The organism is Capnocytophaga cynodegmi (assembly GCF_002302475.1).
GTDB classification, from domain to species: domain Bacteria; phylum Bacteroidota; class Bacteroidia; order Flavobacteriales; family Flavobacteriaceae; genus Capnocytophaga; species Capnocytophaga cynodegmi.
Genome location: NZ_CP022378.1, coordinates 2,283,358 through 2,303,820 on the forward strand (window position 1 = coordinate 2,283,358; position 20,463 = coordinate 2,303,820).

Annotated in this window: 16 protein-coding genes; 9 read left to right on the forward strand and 7 right to left on the reverse strand. The window is 35.3% G+C overall.

The window, feature by feature from the left end; all coding sequences use genetic code 11:
- Positions 1–228 precede the first annotated feature (228 nt).
- Complete coding sequence (locus CGC48_RS10100) at positions 229–1,623, forward strand: type III PLP-dependent enzyme domain-containing protein (protein WP_018279023.1); 1,395 nt, start codon at positions 229–231, stop codon at positions 1,621–1,623.
- 67 nt (positions 1,624–1,690) lie between these two features.
- Here CGC48_RS10100 and CGC48_RS10105 read toward each other — a convergent pair whose 3' ends face one another.
- Together CGC48_RS10105 and CGC48_RS10110 are read right to left on the reverse strand one after the other, a co-directional pair.
- Positions 1,691–3,382, reverse strand: coding sequence for a DUF6029 family protein (locus CGC48_RS10105; protein WP_098029469.1), 1,692 nt, complete (start codon positions 3,380–3,382; stop codon positions 1,691–1,693).
- A gap of 3 nt (positions 3,383–3,385) precedes the next feature.
- Positions 3,386–3,868 carry a TlpA family protein disulfide reductase gene (locus tag CGC48_RS10110; RefSeq protein WP_018279021.1) on the reverse strand — a complete coding sequence of 161 codons (483 nt, stop codon included), beginning with the start codon at positions 3,866–3,868 and terminating at the stop codon, positions 3,386–3,388.
- A 131-nt stretch (positions 3,869–3,999) separates the two neighbouring features.
- Between CGC48_RS10110 and CGC48_RS10115 the strand changes: the two genes are divergently transcribed.
- From CGC48_RS10115 to der, 8 genes are all read left to right on the forward strand, one after another.
- Entirely contained in the window at positions 4,000–4,959 is a 960-nt protein-coding gene (locus tag CGC48_RS10115; protein ID WP_098029470.1) for an Omp28-related outer membrane protein, read from the forward strand.
- 114 nt (positions 4,960–5,073) lie between these two features.
- Positions 5,074–6,024 carry an Omp28-related outer membrane protein gene (locus CGC48_RS10120; protein WP_098029471.1) on the forward strand — a complete coding sequence of 317 codons (951 nt, stop codon included), beginning with the start codon at positions 5,074–5,076 and terminating at the stop codon, positions 6,022–6,024.
- A 160-nt stretch (positions 6,025–6,184) separates the two neighbouring features.
- Positions 6,185–7,189 (forward strand): hypothetical protein, encoded by a 1,005-nt coding sequence (locus CGC48_RS10125; RefSeq protein ID WP_098029472.1) that lies wholly within the window; start codon positions 6,185–6,187, stop codon positions 7,187–7,189.
- Between the two features lie 541 nt (positions 7,190–7,730).
- Positions 7,731–8,450 (forward strand): DUF6261 family protein, encoded by a 720-nt coding sequence (locus CGC48_RS10130; protein WP_098029473.1) that lies wholly within the window; start codon positions 7,731–7,733, stop codon positions 8,448–8,450.
- Between the two features lie 40 nt (positions 8,451–8,490).
- Positions 8,491–8,883 carry a lipocalin-like domain-containing protein gene (locus tag CGC48_RS10135; RefSeq protein WP_098029474.1) on the forward strand — a complete coding sequence of 131 codons (393 nt, stop codon included), beginning with the start codon at positions 8,491–8,493 and terminating at the stop codon, positions 8,881–8,883.
- Positions 8,884–9,014: 131 nt separating this feature from the next.
- The gene (locus CGC48_RS10140) at positions 9,015–9,989 is read left to right on the forward strand and encodes a deoxyhypusine synthase family protein (protein ID WP_013997600.1); all 975 of its coding nucleotides are present in this window, start codon (positions 9,015–9,017) and stop codon (positions 9,987–9,989) included.
- Positions 9,990–10,156: 167 nt separating this feature from the next.
- Positions 10,157–12,406 carry a GH92 family glycosyl hydrolase gene (locus CGC48_RS10145; protein WP_098029475.1) on the forward strand — a complete coding sequence of 750 codons (2,250 nt, stop codon included), beginning with the start codon at positions 10,157–10,159 and terminating at the stop codon, positions 12,404–12,406.
- Positions 12,407–12,475: 69 nt separating this feature from the next.
- Positions 12,476–13,780, forward strand: coding sequence for a ribosome biogenesis GTPase Der (gene der / locus CGC48_RS10150; RefSeq protein WP_098029476.1), 1,305 nt, complete (start codon positions 12,476–12,478; stop codon positions 13,778–13,780).
- Positions 13,781–13,828: 48 nt separating this feature from the next.
- Here der and CGC48_RS10155 read toward each other — a convergent pair whose 3' ends face one another.
- The 5 genes from CGC48_RS10155 to rpsT all read right to left on the reverse strand — a co-directional run bounded on the left by CGC48_RS10155 (position 13,829) and on the right by rpsT (position 20,422).
- Entirely contained in the window at positions 13,829–15,508 is a 1,680-nt protein-coding gene (locus CGC48_RS10155) for a ribonucleoside-diphosphate reductase subunit alpha (RefSeq protein ID WP_081615895.1), read from the reverse strand.
- Between the two features lie 52 nt (positions 15,509–15,560).
- Positions 15,561–16,469, reverse strand: coding sequence for a TIGR01777 family oxidoreductase (locus CGC48_RS10160; RefSeq protein WP_098029477.1), 909 nt, complete (start codon positions 16,467–16,469; stop codon positions 15,561–15,563).
- A 231-nt stretch (positions 16,470–16,700) separates the two neighbouring features.
- Positions 16,701–18,791: an alpha-L-fucosidase gene (locus CGC48_RS10165; RefSeq protein ID WP_098029478.1), complete on the reverse strand. Its 2,091-nt coding sequence runs from the start codon at positions 18,789–18,791 to the stop codon at positions 16,701–16,703.
- A 64-nt stretch (positions 18,792–18,855) separates the two neighbouring features.
- Positions 18,856–20,022, reverse strand: a complete 1,167-nt coding sequence (locus CGC48_RS10170; RefSeq protein ID WP_098029829.1) for a hypothetical protein — start codon at positions 20,020–20,022, stop codon at positions 18,856–18,858.
- A gap of 142 nt (positions 20,023–20,164) precedes the next feature.
- A complete protein-coding gene (rpsT, locus tag CGC48_RS10175; protein WP_041990149.1) occupies positions 20,165–20,422 on the reverse strand; it encodes a 30S ribosomal protein S20 in 258 nt (85 codons plus the stop codon).
- Between the last annotated feature and the right edge of the window lie 41 nt (positions 20,423–20,463).

Here is a 20,463-nt window from a genome sequence, read left to right on the forward strand (position 1 = left end):
TTTATTGAAAAGATAAGCATATCTGACACTGTGTTTAAGGTAGATTACTCATTTAATTATTTTCATTCAGATTTGGTTGAAAAAGAGCGAAGTCGAATCCAAATTAAGGGTTTGTCTCCTTTGCGTATTTAATGTTTTTTCAAGGTTTGCTTCAAGGAATAAATTTCCTTAACAAAAGTTATTGAAAAACAATTATTTATTTTATTCTTCAAATTACATACTAAACTAATGAAAAACAAATACATAGACTTAATTGACCAAACTTATTATTTTCCACAAGAAGAATTCAGATTAGAAGGAGATGAGCTTCGCTTTCACGATATTGATTTGATGGAACTTGTTCGCCAGTATGGTGCACCACTCAAATTTATGTATCTTCCCAGAATTTCTGAAAATATCCAACGAGCAAAACGCTGGTTTGAAAAAGCTATCAAAAAACACAGATACAAAGGGAATTACAATTATTGTTATTGTACTAAAAGCTCTCATTTCAAGCACGTTATGGTTGAAGCGTTGAAAAATGATATTCATTTGGAAACTTCATCGGCTTTTGATATAGATATTATCAATAATTTGATAAAAGAAGGACGAATTACAAAAGATAATTATATCATTTGCAATGGTTTCAAACGTAATGGTTATATTGATGGCATTGCAGATTTGGTAAATCGTGGGTTTGATAAGTGTATGCCAATTATTGATAACTACGAGGAAATCAATCTTTTTGATAAGAAAATTGAAGGACAATATAACATAGGTATTCGTATTGCATCGGAAGAAGACCCGCGTTCGGAGTTTTACACCAGCCGATTGGGAATTGGTTATAAAAACATCGTTCCTTTCTATAATAGAGAAATTAAAGATAATAAAAAGGTAACTCTCAAAATGTTACACTTTTTTATCAATACAGGAATAAAAGATAATGCCTACTATTGGAACGAACTTTTGAAGTGTTTGAAAGTGTATATTCAGCTTAAAAAAGTTGCACCTGAATTAGATAGCCTTAACATAGGAGGAGGTTTTCCGATAAAGAGTTCATTGGCGTTTGAATACGATTATGCCTATATGGTTGATGAAATTATCCGCCAAATAAAAATTGCTTGTGAGCAAGAAAAAGTGCCTGTACCTAACATTTTTACAGAATTTGGAAGTTTTACAGTAGGAGAAGCAGGTGGTGCTATTTATGAAATTATGTACCAAAAGCAACAAAACGACCGAGAAAAATGGAATATGATCAACTCATCTTTCATTACTACTTTACCTGATTCTTGGGCTATTAACAAGAGATTTGTTTTACTTCCTATAAATCGCTGGTATGATGAGTATGAGCGAGTATTGCTTGGTGGACTGACCTGTGATGGCGATGATTATTATAATAGTGAGCAGAATATGAACGCTATTTACTTGCCTAAATATAATAAGAACAAGCCTTTGTATATTGGTTTCTTCAATACAGGAGCTTATCAGGATACTATTGGAGGCGTGGGAGGATTGCAACACTGCCTAATTCCGCAACCAAAAATTATTTTGATTGATAAAGATGAAGAAGGAAAAATAAATACGCATCTGTTTATGGAACAGCAAAAAGTAGAAGAAATGCTGAAAATATTAGGATACCAATAAAAGTACATAAAATAAAAAAGTGGAAGATTATTCTTCCACTTTTTTATTTTTAAATGTATTTTAGCCACTAAAAATTTGTAGTAATATTAAGTGTCAGCCCAGCTGCTTCTGGTACGATACGACAGATTCCACCCACGCACAAAATGCCACCGCGTTGTCTTCCGTAGCTTAAAGCTACACGAGTGGTTTTGTAAGAGAACGAAGTACCAACATTGTAATAATGGATTCTCTTGTCCTTTTCGTCGTTGCCATAATTGTACAAATCACTTACGAAAAACGACCATCGTGCATTAGGAATATATTCTAATGTGTTGCCTATCCAATTTTTCAAATCTTCATTAGCCCATTGATGTTGCATTTCTAACCGAACGGATTGTGTGTCAGATAAAAAATACATTCCTTCCGCAGAAATCGTATGTGCTTTTACAATGTATGGCTTTTGAATAATAGGTAAACTATTATAATATTGATTCAAATACGAAAAAACAGTCGTAAAGTTATCTGTAAATGATTTTCGATATTCTACGGCAATGTCGTGATAGTATTTCTCTCCCATACCAATAAGCGGAGTATTCAGTTCTATTTCTTCTATTTCGACACCATATTTGTCCTTACGAGTAGTTGTTTTTATATCGTTTTTAAGTCCCGCCCAATACGAACCATTTATAGCAAAACTTGCTCCTGTTGCTCCACCCAAGAAAGACCCTGCTTCGGCTTCATAAAATAGGTCGAATTGTCCTCCAATTTCTCCTTGTTTTTTGGGAAAACCATCATAAACAATCTGTGGTTGAGCCTGATACACATATATGTTTTGTAAACTATGTTCGTACTGCTTAGTCAGGGCTGGTATGTAGTTGATTACACCATAATTGTAGATGTTATCAGCGATATTTCGTTGTGAGAAAAATCTGAAATTCTCCAAACGACGAAGGTTTATATTAAAAGCTATGTTATCATTATTGTTATATCCCATATTGATTAACAAGGCATTACCTGGTCGATTGACTTTAGGAAAAAATTGATCCTGCTCAAAATGGATATCTTTGGTTTTGTACAAGTATTCTCCACTGAAATTGAATTTTTCTCCGCTGTAATCGGTTCGAAAACCAAAAACAGAAGTGTTTTTTTTGGATTGAGGCTGTTCTTTAGTAATATCCTCATTTCGCATCGTCAATGAACCTCCAATTTTGAGCGTATAATCTTCTTTTTTAAGTAGTTGACTAATATCTAATTCGGCATCGCTTCCTAAAACAAATCCTTTGGAAAAGTCAAATCCCATACCGATACGCTGTCTTCCCCCGAGAACTTTCAACTGAAAAATGTCTTGTAAGTTCCATTTGATTCGTCCGCCAAAAAGAGCGTTATTGATTCCCAAAGCACGGTCTTCCCACAAACGAAGAGCCAAACCACTGCCAAATTGCTCATAAAAATGCCCAGCTGTAATGTCGATACCTTTTTGCGTATTGTTATAACGGGCGAAAGCTGTACCGATATGATAATCTTTCAGTTGCGGATTGTATTGCAATAATGCTTTTGGTGCGTATGACTCGCCCTGTATCCCAAATTCAAAATTTTTGACACGATAGTCAATTTTCAGATAATTATTAGAACGGAATCGATGTTTGGCTTCCTCAGTATCTAATTTTATTTTGTTGTCATCAATGTAATATTGTGAGTTCGATTCAAAACCGACACGAAGTTGCGAAAAACCTACTACCGAAATCAAACAAACTCCTGAAGTTAGTAAAAATTTACGCATAGTTTATTTGGATAAAGATTGTAGTTTCTTGTAGATTTCAGTCTCAATACCAGGGGTATAGCCCGAGTGTACATACACTACTTTGCCTTTGTGCAAGATAAGTGTGTAAGGAATGTTGGCAACGTTTAAGGCTCTTTTCAGTTCGTGGTTATCGTCCATAAGAATGGTGTATTGCCAACCTGCTCCTTTTACTTGCGATTTTACTCGGTTTTTGGTTTTTGCATCGTCTGTGGAAACGGCGATTAGTTCCGTACCGAACTCATCTTGCCATTGTTTGTAGTGTTTACTAAATGTTTTTAGTTCTTTGATACACGGAGCACACCACGTAGCCCAAAAACTAACAATGATAGGATTTTCTTTAGAGTTGTAATCAGAAAGGTTTACTGCTTTGCCTTGTAAATCTTTCAGTTGTACGTTGGGCAGTGACGCCTGTGCGAAACAAAAAGTGCTAAAAAGCACGACTGTGAGTGTAGTTAAAAATTTCATTATTTATAATTATTGTAAAAAAGGTTTGTTATTTTGAAAAAGTTGTGCAAAGATAAAAGTAAAAATTGAAAAAGGTTACATTTTTTATATTTTTTTAACTACCTTTGCCCCGCATTTAAATATTATATACGATGAAGAAAATTTTTACATTTAGCTTGATTGCCATTTTGGCATCTTTTTTTGTGATTTCTTGTAGTAAATCTGATGATTCTTTGGGTAAGACAGAAAGAAAAGGAGAATCTACTGAGCAAACTCGTGAAACAGGAGGGGGGAATCAAGGAGATAATAGCTCAGATTCAAACCCAAATAATCCTCCTACTGATAATGATAATTCTCAGTCTAACCAAAGTGATAAGCCCTTTGTTTATAAAGTGTTAGTAGAAGATCTCACAGGAACGTGGTGTGGATATTGTCCCGCTGTAACACGAGCCCTTCAAAAAGCTAAAGATGCAGATACACCACTTAAAGAAAAATTTGTTGTAGTTGCCATTCATAATGGAAACGGACGGTATGAACCTATGGCAATTACTGAAAGTAGAGCTTTGATGAGTCTTTTTGGGACTTTACCTAAAAATATTAGATTTGAGGGAGGATTTCCTTGGTTTAGAATGAATCGTGACCAACAACTTTACAGAAGTAATGCTTCAACACATATTTTTGAACGTTTGGAAAAGACGCCAACATCTTCCATTGGGATAAAAATCTCTTCTCAGTTAGGTGATGATGGTGGAAACATATCTGTAAGTTTTAAGACTACAGAAAAACTTGAAGGACTAAAGTATCATATTTTTGTTACTCAGGATAATCTTATTTATGGACAATCTGATTACGACAAAGGGTATGACCGAAGTTTTAAACACGATGAAGTATTGAGAGCCGTATACGGAGAAGTGGCAGGAAATGAGTTAGGTACGTTAACGAAAGCTCAAGAAGTAACTAAAGAAAATCAGCAAGTTAACTATACACTACTTCAAAATGGTACAATAGATAAGGTAAAAGTAGTCGTTTTTGTTACTAATGAGGAGGGAGCAGTGCTAAACGTTCAAGAAGCTAAGGCAAACCAAACGAAAGATTACGAATATGTAAAGTAATAAGTTACTTGAACTGATATGTAAGCACAATTTAAAATAAGTTTTGGTATTATATCTTTAATGTTGAAACTTATTTTTCAACTATCTTTGCACCGCGTTTAAATATTATATACAATGAAGAAAATTTTTACATTTAGCTTGATTGCCGTTTTGGCGTCTTTTTTTGTGATTTCTTGTAGTAAATCCGATGATTCTTTAGGTGATACAGAAAGAAGAGGAGAATCTACTGAGCAAACTCCTGAAACAGGAGGTAATCAAGATGATAATGACTCGGGTTCAAACCCCAATAACCCTCCTACTGACAATGATAATTCCCAGTCTAACCAAAGTGATAAGTCCTTTGTTTATAAAGTGTTAGTAGAAGATTTCACAGGAACGTGGTGTGGATACTGCCCAACTGTAACACGAGCACTTCAAAGAGCCAAGAATGCAGATACACCTCTCAAAGAAAGATTTGTTGTAGTTGCTATTCACAATGGAAACAGAAAAGAACCTATGGAGATTATCGAAAGTTATAGATTGATAAATCACTTTAAAAGATTGCCTAATCTTAGCTTTACAGGATTTCCGTGGCTCATATTCAACCGAAACCAAGAAATCCGTGCATTCAACGCACCAACACGTATTTTTGAGCGTTTGGAAAAAACACCAATGTCTCCTATTGGGATAAAAATTTCTTCTCAGTTAAATACTACTGGTGGAAATGTATCAGTAAGTTTCAAAACTACGGAAAACCTTGAGGGACTAAAATATCATATTTTTGTTACACAAGATGATCTCATATATAGTCAATCAGATTATGAACAGGGAGGGTACAATCATAATTTTAAACACGATGAAGTATTGAGAGCTGTGTATGGAAAAACAGCAGGAAATGAGTTAGGTACGTTAACGAAAGGTCAAGAAGTAACTAAGGAAAATCAGCAGGTTAGCTATAAATTGCTTCAACATACTGATTTAGATAAGGTAAAAGTAGTCGTTTTTGTTACCAATGCGGCAGGAGCGGTGGTAAACGTTCAAGAAGCTAAGGCAAACCAAACAAAAGATTACGAATATGTAAAGTAATAAGTTACTTAAACTAACATATAAGCAAAATTCAAAATAAGTTTCAGTATTAAAAAGATAATACTGAAACTTATTTTTTTATTTCTAAAATAAAACCCAAAAGAATAGTTTTTTTGCTTCTAAAGTTGTACATTTGCCTGAACGTAAAATAATTGAAGATATGAAAAAATCACATTACTTTAAGCTATTTACTGTGTTGACAGTAATTATTACGATGTTCGCTTGTACCAAAGAGGGTAATAATTCGGAAGGAACCTATTATTTCAGAGCGAAAATAAACGGAAACAAAACAGAAGCAATCTTGCATCACGCAGCCATTGGTGAAGTGAACGGAAAAGCAGTTTTGTTTTTGTATGGCAGATGGGGAGAAAAACTCGTTCAAGGAATAGACATCAAGCATTTTGATTTTCCGAAAGCCTTAGGAGATTATACCATTGATAATGAAGCTAAAACGATAACAGCGACATATCAAACTAAGGAGGAATTATTCAATGCTTCAAAAGGGAAATTCTCTATTGAAAGTGTTACAGACAAAACCATCAAAGGAACGTTTGAATTTACCTCAGATGGGACAACTATCACAGAAGGAACGTTTTATCTGCCTTTACTTAATGTGGGTTCGGTGAATACACCAGATGTAGATGTTGAGGTGCAAAGAATTCTTTCTGAAATAAAATCTGAAACAATCCAGCGACTTAAAGAAGGAGGAATGGCTATTCACGAAGGAAATAATCCGCCAAATATTGAGGGAATCTATTTGTCTTCACCTCATATTTTGATGCAACCTTACCCTGGGGATAGCCACCCGAAAGGGCATATCTGGCCTGACTATCGTTACCGAATTTCAATCCAGAAAAACGGACACGCTATTTTGGATTACAAAGCATCTGATGCTAATGGTAGCGGTATAGGCGTTTACATTACCGGAAATGGTAATAAGTTCACGCTTTATGCTCGTGTTTTTGGTCAAGAAAAAGGAGTTAGAAAGTCTGATATTACCGTAATTTCGGGTGAAGTTACTCCTGAGGGGATTAAAAACTTCACTTCTTCCTATGTACTTACGTGGAAGCAGGGCGATACTTCCAACACCATATTAATGCCTGTGGGAGCTCATCGAGTAAGTGGTGATAAAGACGGATTGGCTCAGAAAGTAGATACATATTAAAGAAATTAAGCATCTTTATTCCTAATTTCTATATTCTTGAAATAACATAGATGAAGGAAAAGCATAAAACCGACTATTTTTAAGTCGGTTTTTTTCGTTATTGGTGTCACTCTAGTAGAATTATTCCCCCTTTTAAGGGGGTGGGGGATATTATATGCGAGATTACCTAAATTCTGAAACGTTTTATTGCCACTCCGAGCGGAGTCGAGGAGAAATTATAAAGAATTCTATTTCACTCAGCCTGACAAATGGTTTTCTGCTTTGGTTTTACATTGTACCTTTTGGGAATACTAAAATTCTGTAACAGAAGAATGTCACTCCGAGTGGAGTTGAGGAGTAGGGAATAAAGTCTTCGACTTTGCTTAGCCTGACAGATGCTTTTCTATTTCGGTTTTGTATTGTACCTTCTGGGAGTAATAAAAGTAATTATAAGGAAATAATTTCTACGGATGTTAAATAAAATAAAAATAACTTCTTTTCTTTTGAAAATCAGAAAATAATAACTACCTTGCCCTACGTAACAATCCTAAAAATAATGAGTATGATAAAGGCAACTTACCTTAAAGAATTACGGCAAAAGGAGTATACACAAGTATTGCTTAATATCTGCACTTTTGCCAAGCAAGAAGATTTAGAAGCATTGGAGCTAAAAGCTATTTTTGAAGCGTTTGAACAAAAAGTGAAAGCACTTGATAGTTCTTCCAGTAAGGAAACTACAAAAGAGCAAACCAAAACGGTAGAAGAAGCTGATTTTGTAAGAGATAAGACTTTTACAGCATTAACTGCCGTGATACGTGCCTATCTTCTTTCTCCCGATGAGGCTCAGGCAGGGAGAGCCAGAAAACTTATTGATGAGATTGAAAAATATGGCAAAAAGATTACCAGACAATCGCATAAGGCTGAGACTACTTCCATTCGGAATATTATTAATGACATCAATCAGTCTGAAAATCTGAAGGCAACCATTGCTGAATTGCACTTAGATACTTGGCTTACACTTTTGGGCAAACAAAATGAGGAGTTCGAGAAAATTTATAACGCTCGTACCAAGCAAAAATCGGAAGAGGAAACAGGTAAATCCAAAGTAGCCAGAATCGAAGCACAAGAAAGTTTTGAGTATTTTGCTAAAGCGATTAACTCCTATGCTTTCGTTCGTGGTGAGGCTCTTTATAAAAATCTTGCTGATAAAATCAATACCGAAATAGCACAGGCTTTGAGTAACATTCGCAAAAGAAGAAAAAAAGATTCTAAGGAAGAATAATAGTTTTGGTGTTCAATAACTTATTAAATCCGTATTGTTTATGAAGAAATGGAGTATAGTACTAAGTATGATAACATTGCTTATAGGTTGTTCTGCTAAGGACAATAGTACTAAAAGTATGATGCAAGGCGTTTGGGTGTTGGAAAGCTGTTCTGATGCGCAGGAACCTAACATAATTTTATCAGATTGTCAACGAAAAACATTTTATCAGTTTGGTGATGATTTTGTTTTTCATTCACTTTCCTTTGAAGAAGAAGGAAAGTGTCAAACGATTGTAAGTAAAAACAGCTCGTACAGGGTGGATGGTAATCAGGTTTATATTAATGATGATGAGAATTTATCAATTTTGGTAGAAGGAGATAAACTTACAACTCATACAACAACCAAAAGAAGCTTTGACCCCGTAGTAACCGTGTACAGAAAAATGAAATAAGATACAAGTAACTTACAAAGGTGAGCAAAAAGTAAATAGTTTTTGGTATCTTTTTGTATGAAACAAATGTAGTGTTATATATAAAAAAGTGTATCTTTGTCCCAATATTTAATAGTAAAAATAGAAAAGAAATGAGTAAAGGACCTATTTCACAATTTATAGAAAAGAATTTCTTGCATTTCAACGCTGCAGCATTGGTAGATGCGGCAAAGGGCTATGAAACGCATCTTTTGGAAGGCGGAAAAATGTTGGTTTCTCTTGCCGGAGCGATGAGTACTGCCGAGCTGGGGATTTCACTGGCAGAGATGATTCGTCAGGGGAAAGTGGATATTATTTCTTGTACAGGGGCAAACCTTGAGGAAGATGTGATGAACCTTGTGGCACATTCGCATTACAAACGTGTACCAAATTACCGTGACCTTACGCCTCAGGACGAGTGGGAACTTCTTGAAAATCATTACAATCGAGTAACGGACACCTGTATTCCTGAAGAGGAGGCTTTCCGCCGTTTGCAAAAGCATTTGGAAGAGGTTTGGCATAAAGCAGAAAAGAATGGAGAACGTTATTTTCCACACGAGTTTTTATACCAAGTGGTAAACTCAGGCGTATTGGAACAATATTACGAAATTGACCCGAAAAACTCTTGGATTGTAGCTGCTGCTGAACGTAACTTACCTATTGTTTGCCCAGGTTGGGAAGATTCGACTACAGGAAATATTTTTGCGTCGAATGTTATTAAAGGCAACTTGAAGGCTTCGACAGTGAAATCAGGTATTGAGTATATGGTGTACTTAACAGAGTGGTACAGAGCTAACTCTGGAGGAAAAGGTGTAGGCTTCTTCCAAATTGGTGGAGGTATTGCAGGAGATTTCCCTATCTGCGTCGTGCCGATGATGTACCAAGATTTGGAATGGACTGATGTACCTTTCTGGGCGTATTTCTGTCAAATCTCTGATTCAACAACCAGTTATGGTTCCTATTCAGGTGCCGTTCCGAATGAAAAAATCACGTGGGGAAAATTAGATATTGACACTCCTAAGTTCATCGTTGAATCCGATGCAACAATTGTTGCTCCACTAATTTTTGCATATATTTTAGGGCAGTAAGTTATTATTCTTTCATAATAAATTCAATTTTCGAGAAAAAGGTTTTCCTTCAAAAAAGGAGAGCCTTTTCTTGTTATGGGGAAGGGATAAAAGTAGGAACTTTTGTTCGGAAGATGTTTTGAAATCTTAAATATTTTTATTTTATTTGTTGTTCAAAAGATGATGTAATGAGAACTATTTTCTTGCTTTTTGTAATTCTATTTATTTCTTGTCAACGAACAGAAAACCAATCTTCTGAAATCATTCCTGACGAAAAATTAACTGATTTTGTTAATCCGTTTATCGGAACAGATGGTCCAGGCAATACTTACCCTGGTGCTACACTTCCTTTCGGAATGGTACAGCTTAGCCCCGATATTGGTATACCTGGTTGGGATAGGATTGCGGGTTATTTCTATCAAGATAACATTATTACGGGATTTTCACACACACACCTTTCAGGGACTGGTGCTGGTGATTTGTACGATATTTTAGTGATGCCGACTAATAGCCGTTTTAGTGAACGTATTGAGGAAAATTCACGTAAGCCTTTTTCAAAGTTCAGTCACGATAAGGAAGCCGCCACAGCAGGATATTACACAGTGGATTTACTCAGTTATGGGATTAAGGCGGAACTTACAAGTACGGAACGCGTTGGTATTCATCGTTACACGTTTCCGAAAGATGAGCAAACGAAAATTAATGTTGATTTGGGGTTTGCAATGAATTGGGACGCTACTACAGATACGCATATCAACATAGTGAATAATACAACCATCGAAGGGTATCGCAAATCCACTGGTTGGGCAAAAGACCAACGGATTTATTTTGTGATGCAGTTTTCTAAGCCTTTTTCGGGTTATTTTCTTTTTAATGATGAGAAGGAAACAACCAATCCTACAACAGGAAAGAATACGCGAGTAGAGCTTTTATACAATACGCAGCAGAATGAGCAAATAATCGTGAAAACAGCTCTTTCCACCGCCAATATAGAAGGAGCTTATGCTTCAATGAAAGCAGAGACAAGTGATTTTGATTTTGACAAATACCGCAAACAAGCCAATGATGCTTGGGAAAAAGAGTTGCAAAAGGTGCGAATCGTGTCCGATGACCGAAATAAAAAAACAATCTTCTACACGATGCTGTATCAGTCAATGTTATGTCCAACCCTTTTGAGTGACCCTAATGGGAATTACAAAGGAGCAGATAATCAGGTAGGAAAAGCAGAAGGTTTTAAACGTTACGATACTTTTTCATTGTGGGATACATTTCGTGCTACACATCCACTTTTTACTATTACCCAGCCTGAACGCACTAACGATTTCATTCAGTCGCTTTTAGCTCATTACAAAGAAACGGGGAGGCTTCCTGTGTGGTCTATGCAAGGTAACGAAACGAATATGATGATAGGGTATCACGCTGTTCCTGTGGTGGTTGATGCGTATTTTAAAGGCTTCCCGATGGATTCAGAATTGGCATACAAGGCTTGTAAGGAGAGTGCAATGGTAGATGAGCGTCAGATAGATTTATATAAGAAATTAGGCTATGTTCCCACCGATGGGCATCACGAAAACTGGTCGGTGTCCAAAACAGTGGAGTATGCCTATGGGGATTGGTGCATTGCGATGTTTGCTAAGGCTTTGGGGAAAACTTCTGATTATGAGTATTTTTTGCAACGTTCTAAAAATTGGGAAAATCATTACGATAAAAAATCAACTTTTCTTCGTCCGAAAGATAGTAATGGAGAGTTCGTAAGTCCTTTTATTCCAAAGGAATATACACCTTATTTTTGCGAGAGTAATGCGTGGCACTATTTCTGGTTTGTTCCGCAAAATATTCCTCAGTTGGTTAGCGTAGTAGGAGGGGAGGAGCGTTTTGAACAGAAATTAGACTCAATGTTCAGTTATTATCCTCTTCCTGAGGACAAACTTCCCATTTTCAGCACAGGAATGATAGGGCAGTACGCACACGGAAATGAGCCAAGTCATCACGTTGGATTTTTGTATAATTATGTGTCGAAACCCTCAAAAACTCAAGAGATTGTACAGCAAATTCTGAAAACTCAATACCAAAACCAACCTGATGGACATTGCGGGAATGAGGACTGCGGACAGATGTCGGCTTGGTTTGTGTTTTCTTCCTTAGGATTTTATCCTGTGAACCCTGCACAAGGCGTATATATGTTTGGAAATCCGTATTTTAAACAGGTTCAAATTCAATTAGCAGAAGGCAAGAAGTTTGAAATTAAAACCGAAAATTTTTCTGATAAAAACAAGTACATAAAGGCAATATACCTCAACGGGAAACCTTATAAAAAACTCTATATCAGTCATAAAGATATTATCAAAGGCGGTACACTAACGTTTGAAATGAGTGATGTGCCTAATGATGAGGTTTTAGGAGGATATGAACTGCCTGAGGTTGATAAGGTTTATTGATGTGTATTTGAGAAAACGTTTCTGTATTCATTTAAAAATGATTATCTTTGCCCACAAAATTAAGAATTTATGAGTGCTATTGTAGCTATTGTAGGACGTCCTAACGTTGGAAAATCAACTTTTTTTAATCGACTTATTAAACGCCGTGAGGCGATTGTTGATGCTGTTAGTGGAGTAACTCGCGATCGTCATTATGGAAAAACGGATTGGAACGGAGTTGAATTTTCGGTTATTGATACGGGAGGATATGTGGTAGGAAGTGATGATATTTTTGAAAAGGAGATAGATAATCAGGTTAATTTGGCTATTGAAGAAGCAGATGCCATAATTTTTATGGTAAATGTGGAAGATGGAGTAACGGGTATGGACCAAACTGTAGCTGATTTGCTCCGACGTTCTAAAAAACCAATATTTCTTGCTGTAAATAAGGTAGATAGCAACAATCGTATTGCTGACGCACAGGAGTTTTACGCTTTTGGATTCGATAATCTTTACACACTTTCAAGCATTAATGGAAGCGGAAGTGGTGAACTTTTAGATGATTTGGTAAAAGTATTGCCGGAACGTGAAAGTAAGCAAGAGGAAGAGCTTCCTCGTTTTGCGGTGGTGGGGCGTCCTAATGCAGGAAAGTCTTCGTTCATAAATGCGTTGATAGGAGAAGACCGATATATCGTGACCGACATTGCGGGGACAACCCGTGATGCGATTGATACCAAGTACAATCGTTTTGGGTTTGAATTCAACTTGGTTGATACAGCTGGAATTCGCAGAAAATCAAAGGTTAAGGAAGATTTAGAATTTTATTCCGTGATGCGTTCTATCAGAGCTATTGAAAATTCAGACGTTTGTATTTTAATGATTGACGCAACTCGTGGCTTTGAAGGACAAGATAGCAACATATTTTGGCTTGCTGAAAGAAACAGAAAAGGAATTATAATTTTAGTAAATAAATGGGACTTGGTAGAAAAGGGGAATAACACTACTAAAGAATATGAAGCTTTGATTCGCAAGGAAATAGCTCCGTTTACTGATGTTCCGATTATATTCGTATCAGCACTTAATAAACAACGTATTTACAAGGCGATAGAGACGGCTGTTGAGGTTTACAAAAATCGCTCAAAACGTGTTCCAACACATAAACTTAATGAAGTGATGTTGCCTATTATAGAGAACTATCCGCCACCTGCCATTAAAGGTAAATATATTAAAATCAAGTATTGTATGCAATTACCTACACTGATGCCTCAGTTTGTATTTTTTGCAAATCTGCCTCAATACGTTAAAGATCCGTATAAACGATTTATAGAGAATAAATTACGAGAACATTTTGATTTTACTGGGGTTCCAATAGATGTGTATTTCAGGCAAAAATAGATAATAAAAAAACAGGGAATTGATTTTCAATTCCCTGTTTTTTTGTTTTTAGGCTTCACAACTGCTACAATTTACAAAATTCATTATCATTTCTTTTGCAACAGATTGACTACGTTGATAGTATAGCGTTTTTACTCCCAATTTCCAAGCTTCAATCATCACTTTATTGACGTCTTTGATAGGCATTATTGACGGAATGTTTAGGTTTAAACTTTGTGTTTGGTCGATATAGGCTTGACGTTGTGCAGCTTGTGTTACAATTTCCATTGGTGAAATTTCTTTGAATGTTTTGAATACATTTTTTTCTTCCTGTGTAAGTTCTGTTAGGTGCTGTACTGAGCCGTCATTTAGTCGTATGCTTCGCCAGGTATCCTCGTTATTTATGCCTTTTTCTTCTAATAATTGTGTTAGATATTTATTCTTACGCATAAAGTTTCCTTTAGCCAAACCAACTTTGTAATAGTTACTTGAATAAGGCTCAATTCCTGGTGAAACTTGCCCTAAAATAGCTGAGCTTGAGGTGGTTGGTGCGATAGCCATTGTGGTTGTATTTCGGCGTCCGTATCCTTTTAAAAGCTCAGGTTCACCATAAATGTGTGCCAGTTCTTGAGTGGCTTTGTCGGCTTCTTCACGAATATGTTTAAAGGCTCTTGCGTTGAATTGTGTAGCTTCGAAACTTTCAAACGGAATCATATTCTTCTGTAAATAAGAATGATATCCCAAAACTCCTAAGCCCAAAGCTCTGTGACGAATAGCAAAATTACGAGCCGATTGCAAATAGTAATTATCTTTAGTTTTTTCAATGAATTCGGAAAGCACAGCATCTAAGAAGAAAATAGCTAGTTTTACAGCTTTTGTATCTTTCCATTCGTCAAATAATTCCAAATTCATTGATGACAAACAACAAATAAATGATTCATCAGCTCCTGATGGAAGCATAATTTCACTACACAAGTTACTTGAACGAATCAACATATTTTTGTCTTTATAAACTTTAGGACGATTGCGATTTACGTTATCTGTAAAGAAAATATAAGGTAATCCTTTTTGTTGGCGACTTTCAAGAACTCTCGCCCAAAGTTTGCGTTTTTCAAGGTCACCATCAATCATTTCTTGCATCCAATAGTCAGGAACGCATAAGCCAAAGAAAAGGTTTTGTATGGGGAATCCTACATCTTTTATTTGAAGAAATTCCTCAGCATCAGGGTGGTCGATATCCAAATAGGCTGCAAATGCACCACGACGCACACCTCCTTGCGAAACCACGTCCATAGCCGAATCAAACAATTTCATAAAACTTACAGCTCCACTTGATTTTCCGTTGTCAGTAACCGCCGAGCCACGACTGCGAAGTTCTCCAAAATATCCTGAAGTTCCTCCACCAATTTTTGTTTGCATAATGACCTCGCCGAGTTTGTGAGTAATCCCCTCGATGCTATCTGGTACGTGGACATTAAAACAAGATATGGGTAAGCCACGCTCAGTTCCCATATTCGCCCAAATAGGTGATGAAAAGCTAATCCAACCTTTAGTAATCATTTCCTTGAAAGCGGGTTGTAGCTCTGGTTTGTAAAGTCTACGAGCGGCTGCACAAGTAATGCGGTCAATTGCACCTTCCACAGTTTCTCCCTTTAATAAATAACCACGATTGAGGATTTGTTCCGATTCATCGTTGAGCCACCATATATTCGTTTCTTCATTCATATTGATTTGTTCTTTAGTGTTAATTGATTTTTTATATTTTTTCTTGTTTTCTATTTTTATTAGTTATCTAAAGATATTATTTTTCTATTGCGTCTAATTCTTTTTTTAAGAAAGGTTTAAGTGATTCAAATTCAAAAATGAATCCTGTTTGTTTTGCTTTTTCATTAGAAACTCGACTTCCCTCAAGTAAAAGGACCGAAGCATCTCCAAAAAACCACTTTATTAAAAAAGCGGGTATATTGGGTAAATATATTTTCTTGTTGATGCATTCTGCCAAAAGATATGTCATTTCTCGGTTTGTAACACTTTCTGATGCAACAACATTGTACGTTCCTCCGAGTGAATTTTCGATGGAGTGTTTTATAAATCGGCAAACATCATTTATAGCTACCCAAGGAATATATTGTTTGCCACTTCCCAGAACTGCCCCAAAACCTAAAGATATCGGCTTTAACATTTTAGGTAAAGCTCCTTCTTTTGCGCTAAGGATTACTCCAAAGCGTAACTTGGTTACTTGTGTTGCTACATCATAGAATGCATCTGCCGCCTGTTCCCATTGCAGACAAACATTGCTTAAAAAATCATTTCCGTAAGAGGCTTCTTCTGTGTAGATATTACTTGTGGTTTTTGTTCCGTAGTATCCTACTGCCGAAGCACTTATGAAAGACTTTAGTTTGATGTTCTCCGCTTTTAACTTCTTTAAAAGAAATTCAGCTGATTGAATTCTACTATCTACTATTTTTTGGCGTTGCGTCGCCGTCCACCGCCCCTCAGCGATAGAAACTCCTGCCAAATGTACTATATGTTTCACTCCAACCAAACTCTTCACATCTAAGTATTGTTTGTCAATATCCCATTGGTAATCATTTGGTTTTTGCACTTTTCGTGTTAGGAAACGTATTTCATATTCTGATTTTAACAGAGTTGCTAATTGTTTGGAAAGCATTCCGTTAGCTCCTGTAATAAGGACAATATCTTTTTCCAAATTATCTTACAATTTATTGTTTGTGAAAAATGAAAATCAATACAAACTCCGACAAAGATAAAACCATACAAGTTAATTTTGGTACTATGAGTGAATAACTTTTCAACAAGGTTTTAACAATTTTCGAAAGCATTCGTAGAATCAATCTTTTACAAAAAAATAAAGTGAGTGATTTTTTGTCACTCACTTTTTATTACTAAAATGATATTAAATTTGTCTATGAAATTACACCTATTTGGTAATGATTCCTATTTCTGCAAAAGAAGCTCTGTTTGAATTATCAGTAACGGCAGTTGAACTTAGTCTGATAAATTTCGCTTTTTTAGTATCAAAATGAATTCTTTGCTCAATAGGATTATTTTTTATATTTCCAAATTCACCCTCAGAGGCTTTTATCCATTTTTTTCCATCAAGGCTAACCTCAAATACATAATGGCTAATGGTTCCTGAAGCCCATCTGTCTTGTGCTGGTAAGTAGGTAAATCCTTTGAGGTCAAGTGTTTCTCCTAAGTCAATTGTCACAGACTGATTTACGCCCTCTTGAGGAGTTGAAAAAGAAGTTTTTGGGTCTTCATCGATGATACTTGTTGTTTTTGATAAATCTCCTGAACTTATAGCTGTTACATTCCATAGTTTCTTTGAAACATCCACTTGATGTGTTGAAATATCACTAAATTTATTTCTTATTCTATCAAAAGCAATGGTTTTCAGTGTTGTAGGCTCATCCAAAAAGAATGGTTTTTCATATTTTAAAGAGTTTTCCGTAGGATTTGTTCCATCCAAAGTATAGAAAATTTCTGTATTTTTTTCTGGTGCAGATAATGAAATGTCACCGTCTTTAGAGCGTTTGAATTTAGGTGCAACCAATAGGTTAGGAGCATTGTAAATTCCAATATTTGAAATGATAGGAATATCTTTTGAATCGATGATCGTAAAACGAATCTTGGAGGTGGTAACAGGCTCAAAACGTAGAATGCGTTTATAACCAATAGTAGTTTGTTTGTCAATTGTATTCCATTGTCCGTCAGCTTGATATTCAAGTTTAAACTCTTTAACTCTTTGTCCTAAAGGGATATACTCTTGAACTAAAAATCGGTTGAATGTTATTGGCTCATCGAAAGAGAATTCTAACATAGCAGTTTTGATGCCCTCATCGGTTGTCCAATATGTACTATTATTATCATCAGCCACATTTTCTACTTCAAAAAGGGATTGTTTTTCTCGTACGTTTGATGCTTTAATATTTGCTTTAGATATCAGATTGTTGCTGAAATCGGCATCAATTACATATTTCAATTCCATTAGGCGTTTTATATCATTTTCGTGAACTAATCCTCTGGTATCAACTGGTAAATTTAGCAATAAAGATGCATTTCTACCCACAGAATTATAGTAGATAGCCACAACTTCTTCTAACGACCTTACTTGATGGTCTTCGCGTTTGTGGTAATACCATCCTGGACGAATTGAAACATCAGCTTCTGCAGGAATCCATTTATCTCCATCTTCGTCTCCTTTTTGTAAATGTTCACGTTTGGAGTGTCCAGCCCAAGTGTTGTTATTATTAAAAGAAGCCCAGTTGGTTTCTGTTCCGTAGCCATATTCGTTTCCAATCCATCGAACATCAGGCCCTCCATCTCCAAAAATAACAGCATTCGGTTGTAACTCTCTGACAATTTGATTTACTTTATCCCATTGATAATACGTTTTAGAGTCAATCTTACGTTCTTCATTTGCTCCGCCATAATAGCCTGTACCTCCGTTAGCTCCATCAAACCAAACTTCAAAGATTTCTCCGTAGTTGGTAAGTAATTCACGAAGTTGGTTGTGGAAATAAGTAACGTATTCTTCTTTCCCGTATTCTGCGTGATGTCTGTCCCAAGGCGATAAATATACACCAAATTTCAATCCAGCTTTTTTACAAGCTTCAGAAAGTTCTTTTAGTAAATCTCCTTTTCCATTTTTCCAAGGAGAATTTTTTACAGAATGTTCTGTGTAGGCAGAAGGCCATAAACAGAATCCGTCGTGGTGTTTCGCTGTGATGATAATTCCTTTCATTCCAGCACTTTTAGCAACTCTAACCCATTGATTTACATCTAAATTTGTTGGGTTAAATTTTTCAGGTTTTTCATCTCCCAAGCCCCATTCCATATCAGTGAAAGTATTCATATTGAAATGAATAAAAGCATAATATTCCAATTGATGCCAATCTAACTGACGCTGTGAAGGAATTGCTCCAACCGCTTTGGGTTCCTTAATGGTTTTACAGGAAAACAATAAACCTGTAATTGCTAAAAAGATTAATGTTCGTGTAGTTTTCATTGTATTTAAAAAATTAATTGCACACTATTTTTCTTATAAATATTTGATTATGTTTCCAATTTTGTTAGATTATACTTTCTGAGTTTTGTAGGTCTTTAGCCGAATTTGTATTTTCAGAGTTATTTTTTTGAATTGTATCAGATTGTAAATTAATTTTTTGCATTTGATTTTCTAAATCACTATCATAAAAATTATTAATTCTTAAAATAATCTCATTGAAGGTATTTTGTATATTTCTGATACTTTTTTGAACATCTTGTTTTTGAAAATTAGGATTATTTTTTACGTTGTCAGCAAGTTCTTTTACTTGAGTTTCAAATAATCTGAAACGAGCTTTTACCGCAGGAACGTTAATTTTTTCAGGAAAGGCATCTTCCGCAAGAAGCTGTTTTAATTCTTCTTCGATTTGCATAAGCCAGAAAAATACAGTGTAGTATGAACTTTCCACAGACGATTGCTCTTTGATAATTTTGTCGGAGTATTCTCCAATTTTTGAGAAATATTTTGTTGGAATTTGAAGTGTTGGTCGATAGAATAAAATATTATCACCATTTTTTGAATCTTCTTCAAAGGATAGCTTGATGCTGTGTGTACCTTCATTTTTTGGTGTAAAAGTAAGTTGAAGTTCTTTCCAATCATCATCAAGTTGCTTGATTTTCTTTTCGTTATATTTTTCAGAGTAAAAAGAGTCCAACACAAAAATTTCCTTAATTAGAGTTTCCTCTTTTTCAGAAAAGCTTAAGGTTAGTGTATTGTAATTAAAATTTTTTGCAAAAACAGAAAATGTATATGGAATGTTTTTAACCAGAAATTTGTTCCATTGTATGAAAGAAAGTTCTTTATCCTTTTTCTTTTCAAAACGAAAAATAGTGTCTTTCAGGTTGTTATGAGTACGCCAATCTCTTTCAACTGTGGCATTTTCGTGAATGGTTTTTACGTTAACAGGGAATAAACGATTGTAAACTAATAAAGAATCTGGATTTGAATTGATAAGGTTTTCTGTGTTTTTGATTTTTGAAGGAGCCATACTAACAATCACTTGCATCAATGACTGGAAAGCTTTCCAACTTCTAATTTCAGTTTGAGCGTTTACTGAGATATTTGATACATCAAATTCTTCAAAATCAATGGATTTTGTTTTATATTCTTTCTGAAGTTCGTTTGTGTTTTTGTTATTTTTACAGGAAAATAAGGTGGTTAGCAGTAGTATTATTAATAGTTGATATGCCATATCTACATTTTTAAAGCCCAAAGATAAGATTTTAAAAAGAGAAAACAAAATAGATTTGTATAGTTATGAATATGAGATACAAAAAATATAGCCAAGTTATTCAATAACTTGGCTACAATAATAAATCTAAAAACCTAAATGACTATTTAGCTAACTTGTTCAAATGTTTTGCTAAACTACTTTTTAAATTTGATGCTTTATTGCTATGAATGATATTTTTCTTAGCTAACTTGTCTATCATTGAAACAACTTTAGGGAATAGCTCTTTTGCTTCATCTAAATTCTCTAAAGCACGTAATTTTCTAACAGCGTTACGAGCTGTTTTGTGTTGATAACGATTGCGTAGACGAGCAGCTTCGTTTCTTCTAATTCTCTTTAATGCTGATTTATGGTTTGCCATTGTTTGATACTTTCTTTATTTTAGTTGAGATATATGAATTT

Coding starts and splice junctions, on each gene's coding strand:
- CGC48_RS10100 (WP_018279023.1), top strand. CDS start 229: ATGAAAAACAAATACATAGACTTAATTGACCAAACTTATTATTTTCCA.
- CGC48_RS10105 (WP_098029469.1), bottom strand. CDS start 3,382: ATGCGTAAATTTTTACTAACTTCAGGAGTTTGTTTGATTTCGGTAGTA.
- CGC48_RS10110 (WP_018279021.1), bottom strand. CDS start 3,868: ATGAAATTTTTAACTACACTCACAGTCGTGCTTTTTAGCACTTTTTGT.
- CGC48_RS10115 (WP_098029470.1), top strand. CDS start 4,000: ATGAAGAAAATTTTTACATTTAGCTTGATTGCCATTTTGGCATCTTTT.
- CGC48_RS10120 (WP_098029471.1), top strand. CDS start 5,074: ATGAAGAAAATTTTTACATTTAGCTTGATTGCCGTTTTGGCGTCTTTT.
- CGC48_RS10125 (WP_098029472.1), top strand. CDS start 6,185: ATGAAAAAATCACATTACTTTAAGCTATTTACTGTGTTGACAGTAATT.
- CGC48_RS10130 (WP_098029473.1), top strand. CDS start 7,731: ATGATAAAGGCAACTTACCTTAAAGAATTACGGCAAAAGGAGTATACA.
- CGC48_RS10135 (WP_098029474.1), top strand. CDS start 8,491: ATGAAGAAATGGAGTATAGTACTAAGTATGATAACATTGCTTATAGGT.
- CGC48_RS10140 (WP_013997600.1), top strand. CDS start 9,015: ATGAGTAAAGGACCTATTTCACAATTTATAGAAAAGAATTTCTTGCAT.
- CGC48_RS10145 (WP_098029475.1), top strand. CDS start 10,157: ATGAGAACTATTTTCTTGCTTTTTGTAATTCTATTTATTTCTTGTCAA.
- der (WP_098029476.1), top strand. CDS start 12,476: ATGAGTGCTATTGTAGCTATTGTAGGACGTCCTAACGTTGGAAAATCA.
- CGC48_RS10165 (WP_098029478.1), bottom strand. CDS start 18,791: ATGAAAACTACACGAACATTAATCTTTTTAGCAATTACAGGTTTATTG.
- CGC48_RS10170 (WP_098029829.1), bottom strand. CDS start 20,022: ATGGCATATCAACTATTAATAATACTACTGCTAACCACCTTATTTTCC.
- rpsT (WP_041990149.1), bottom strand. CDS start 20,422: ATGGCAAACCATAAATCAGCATTAAAGAGAATTAGAAGAAACGAAGCT.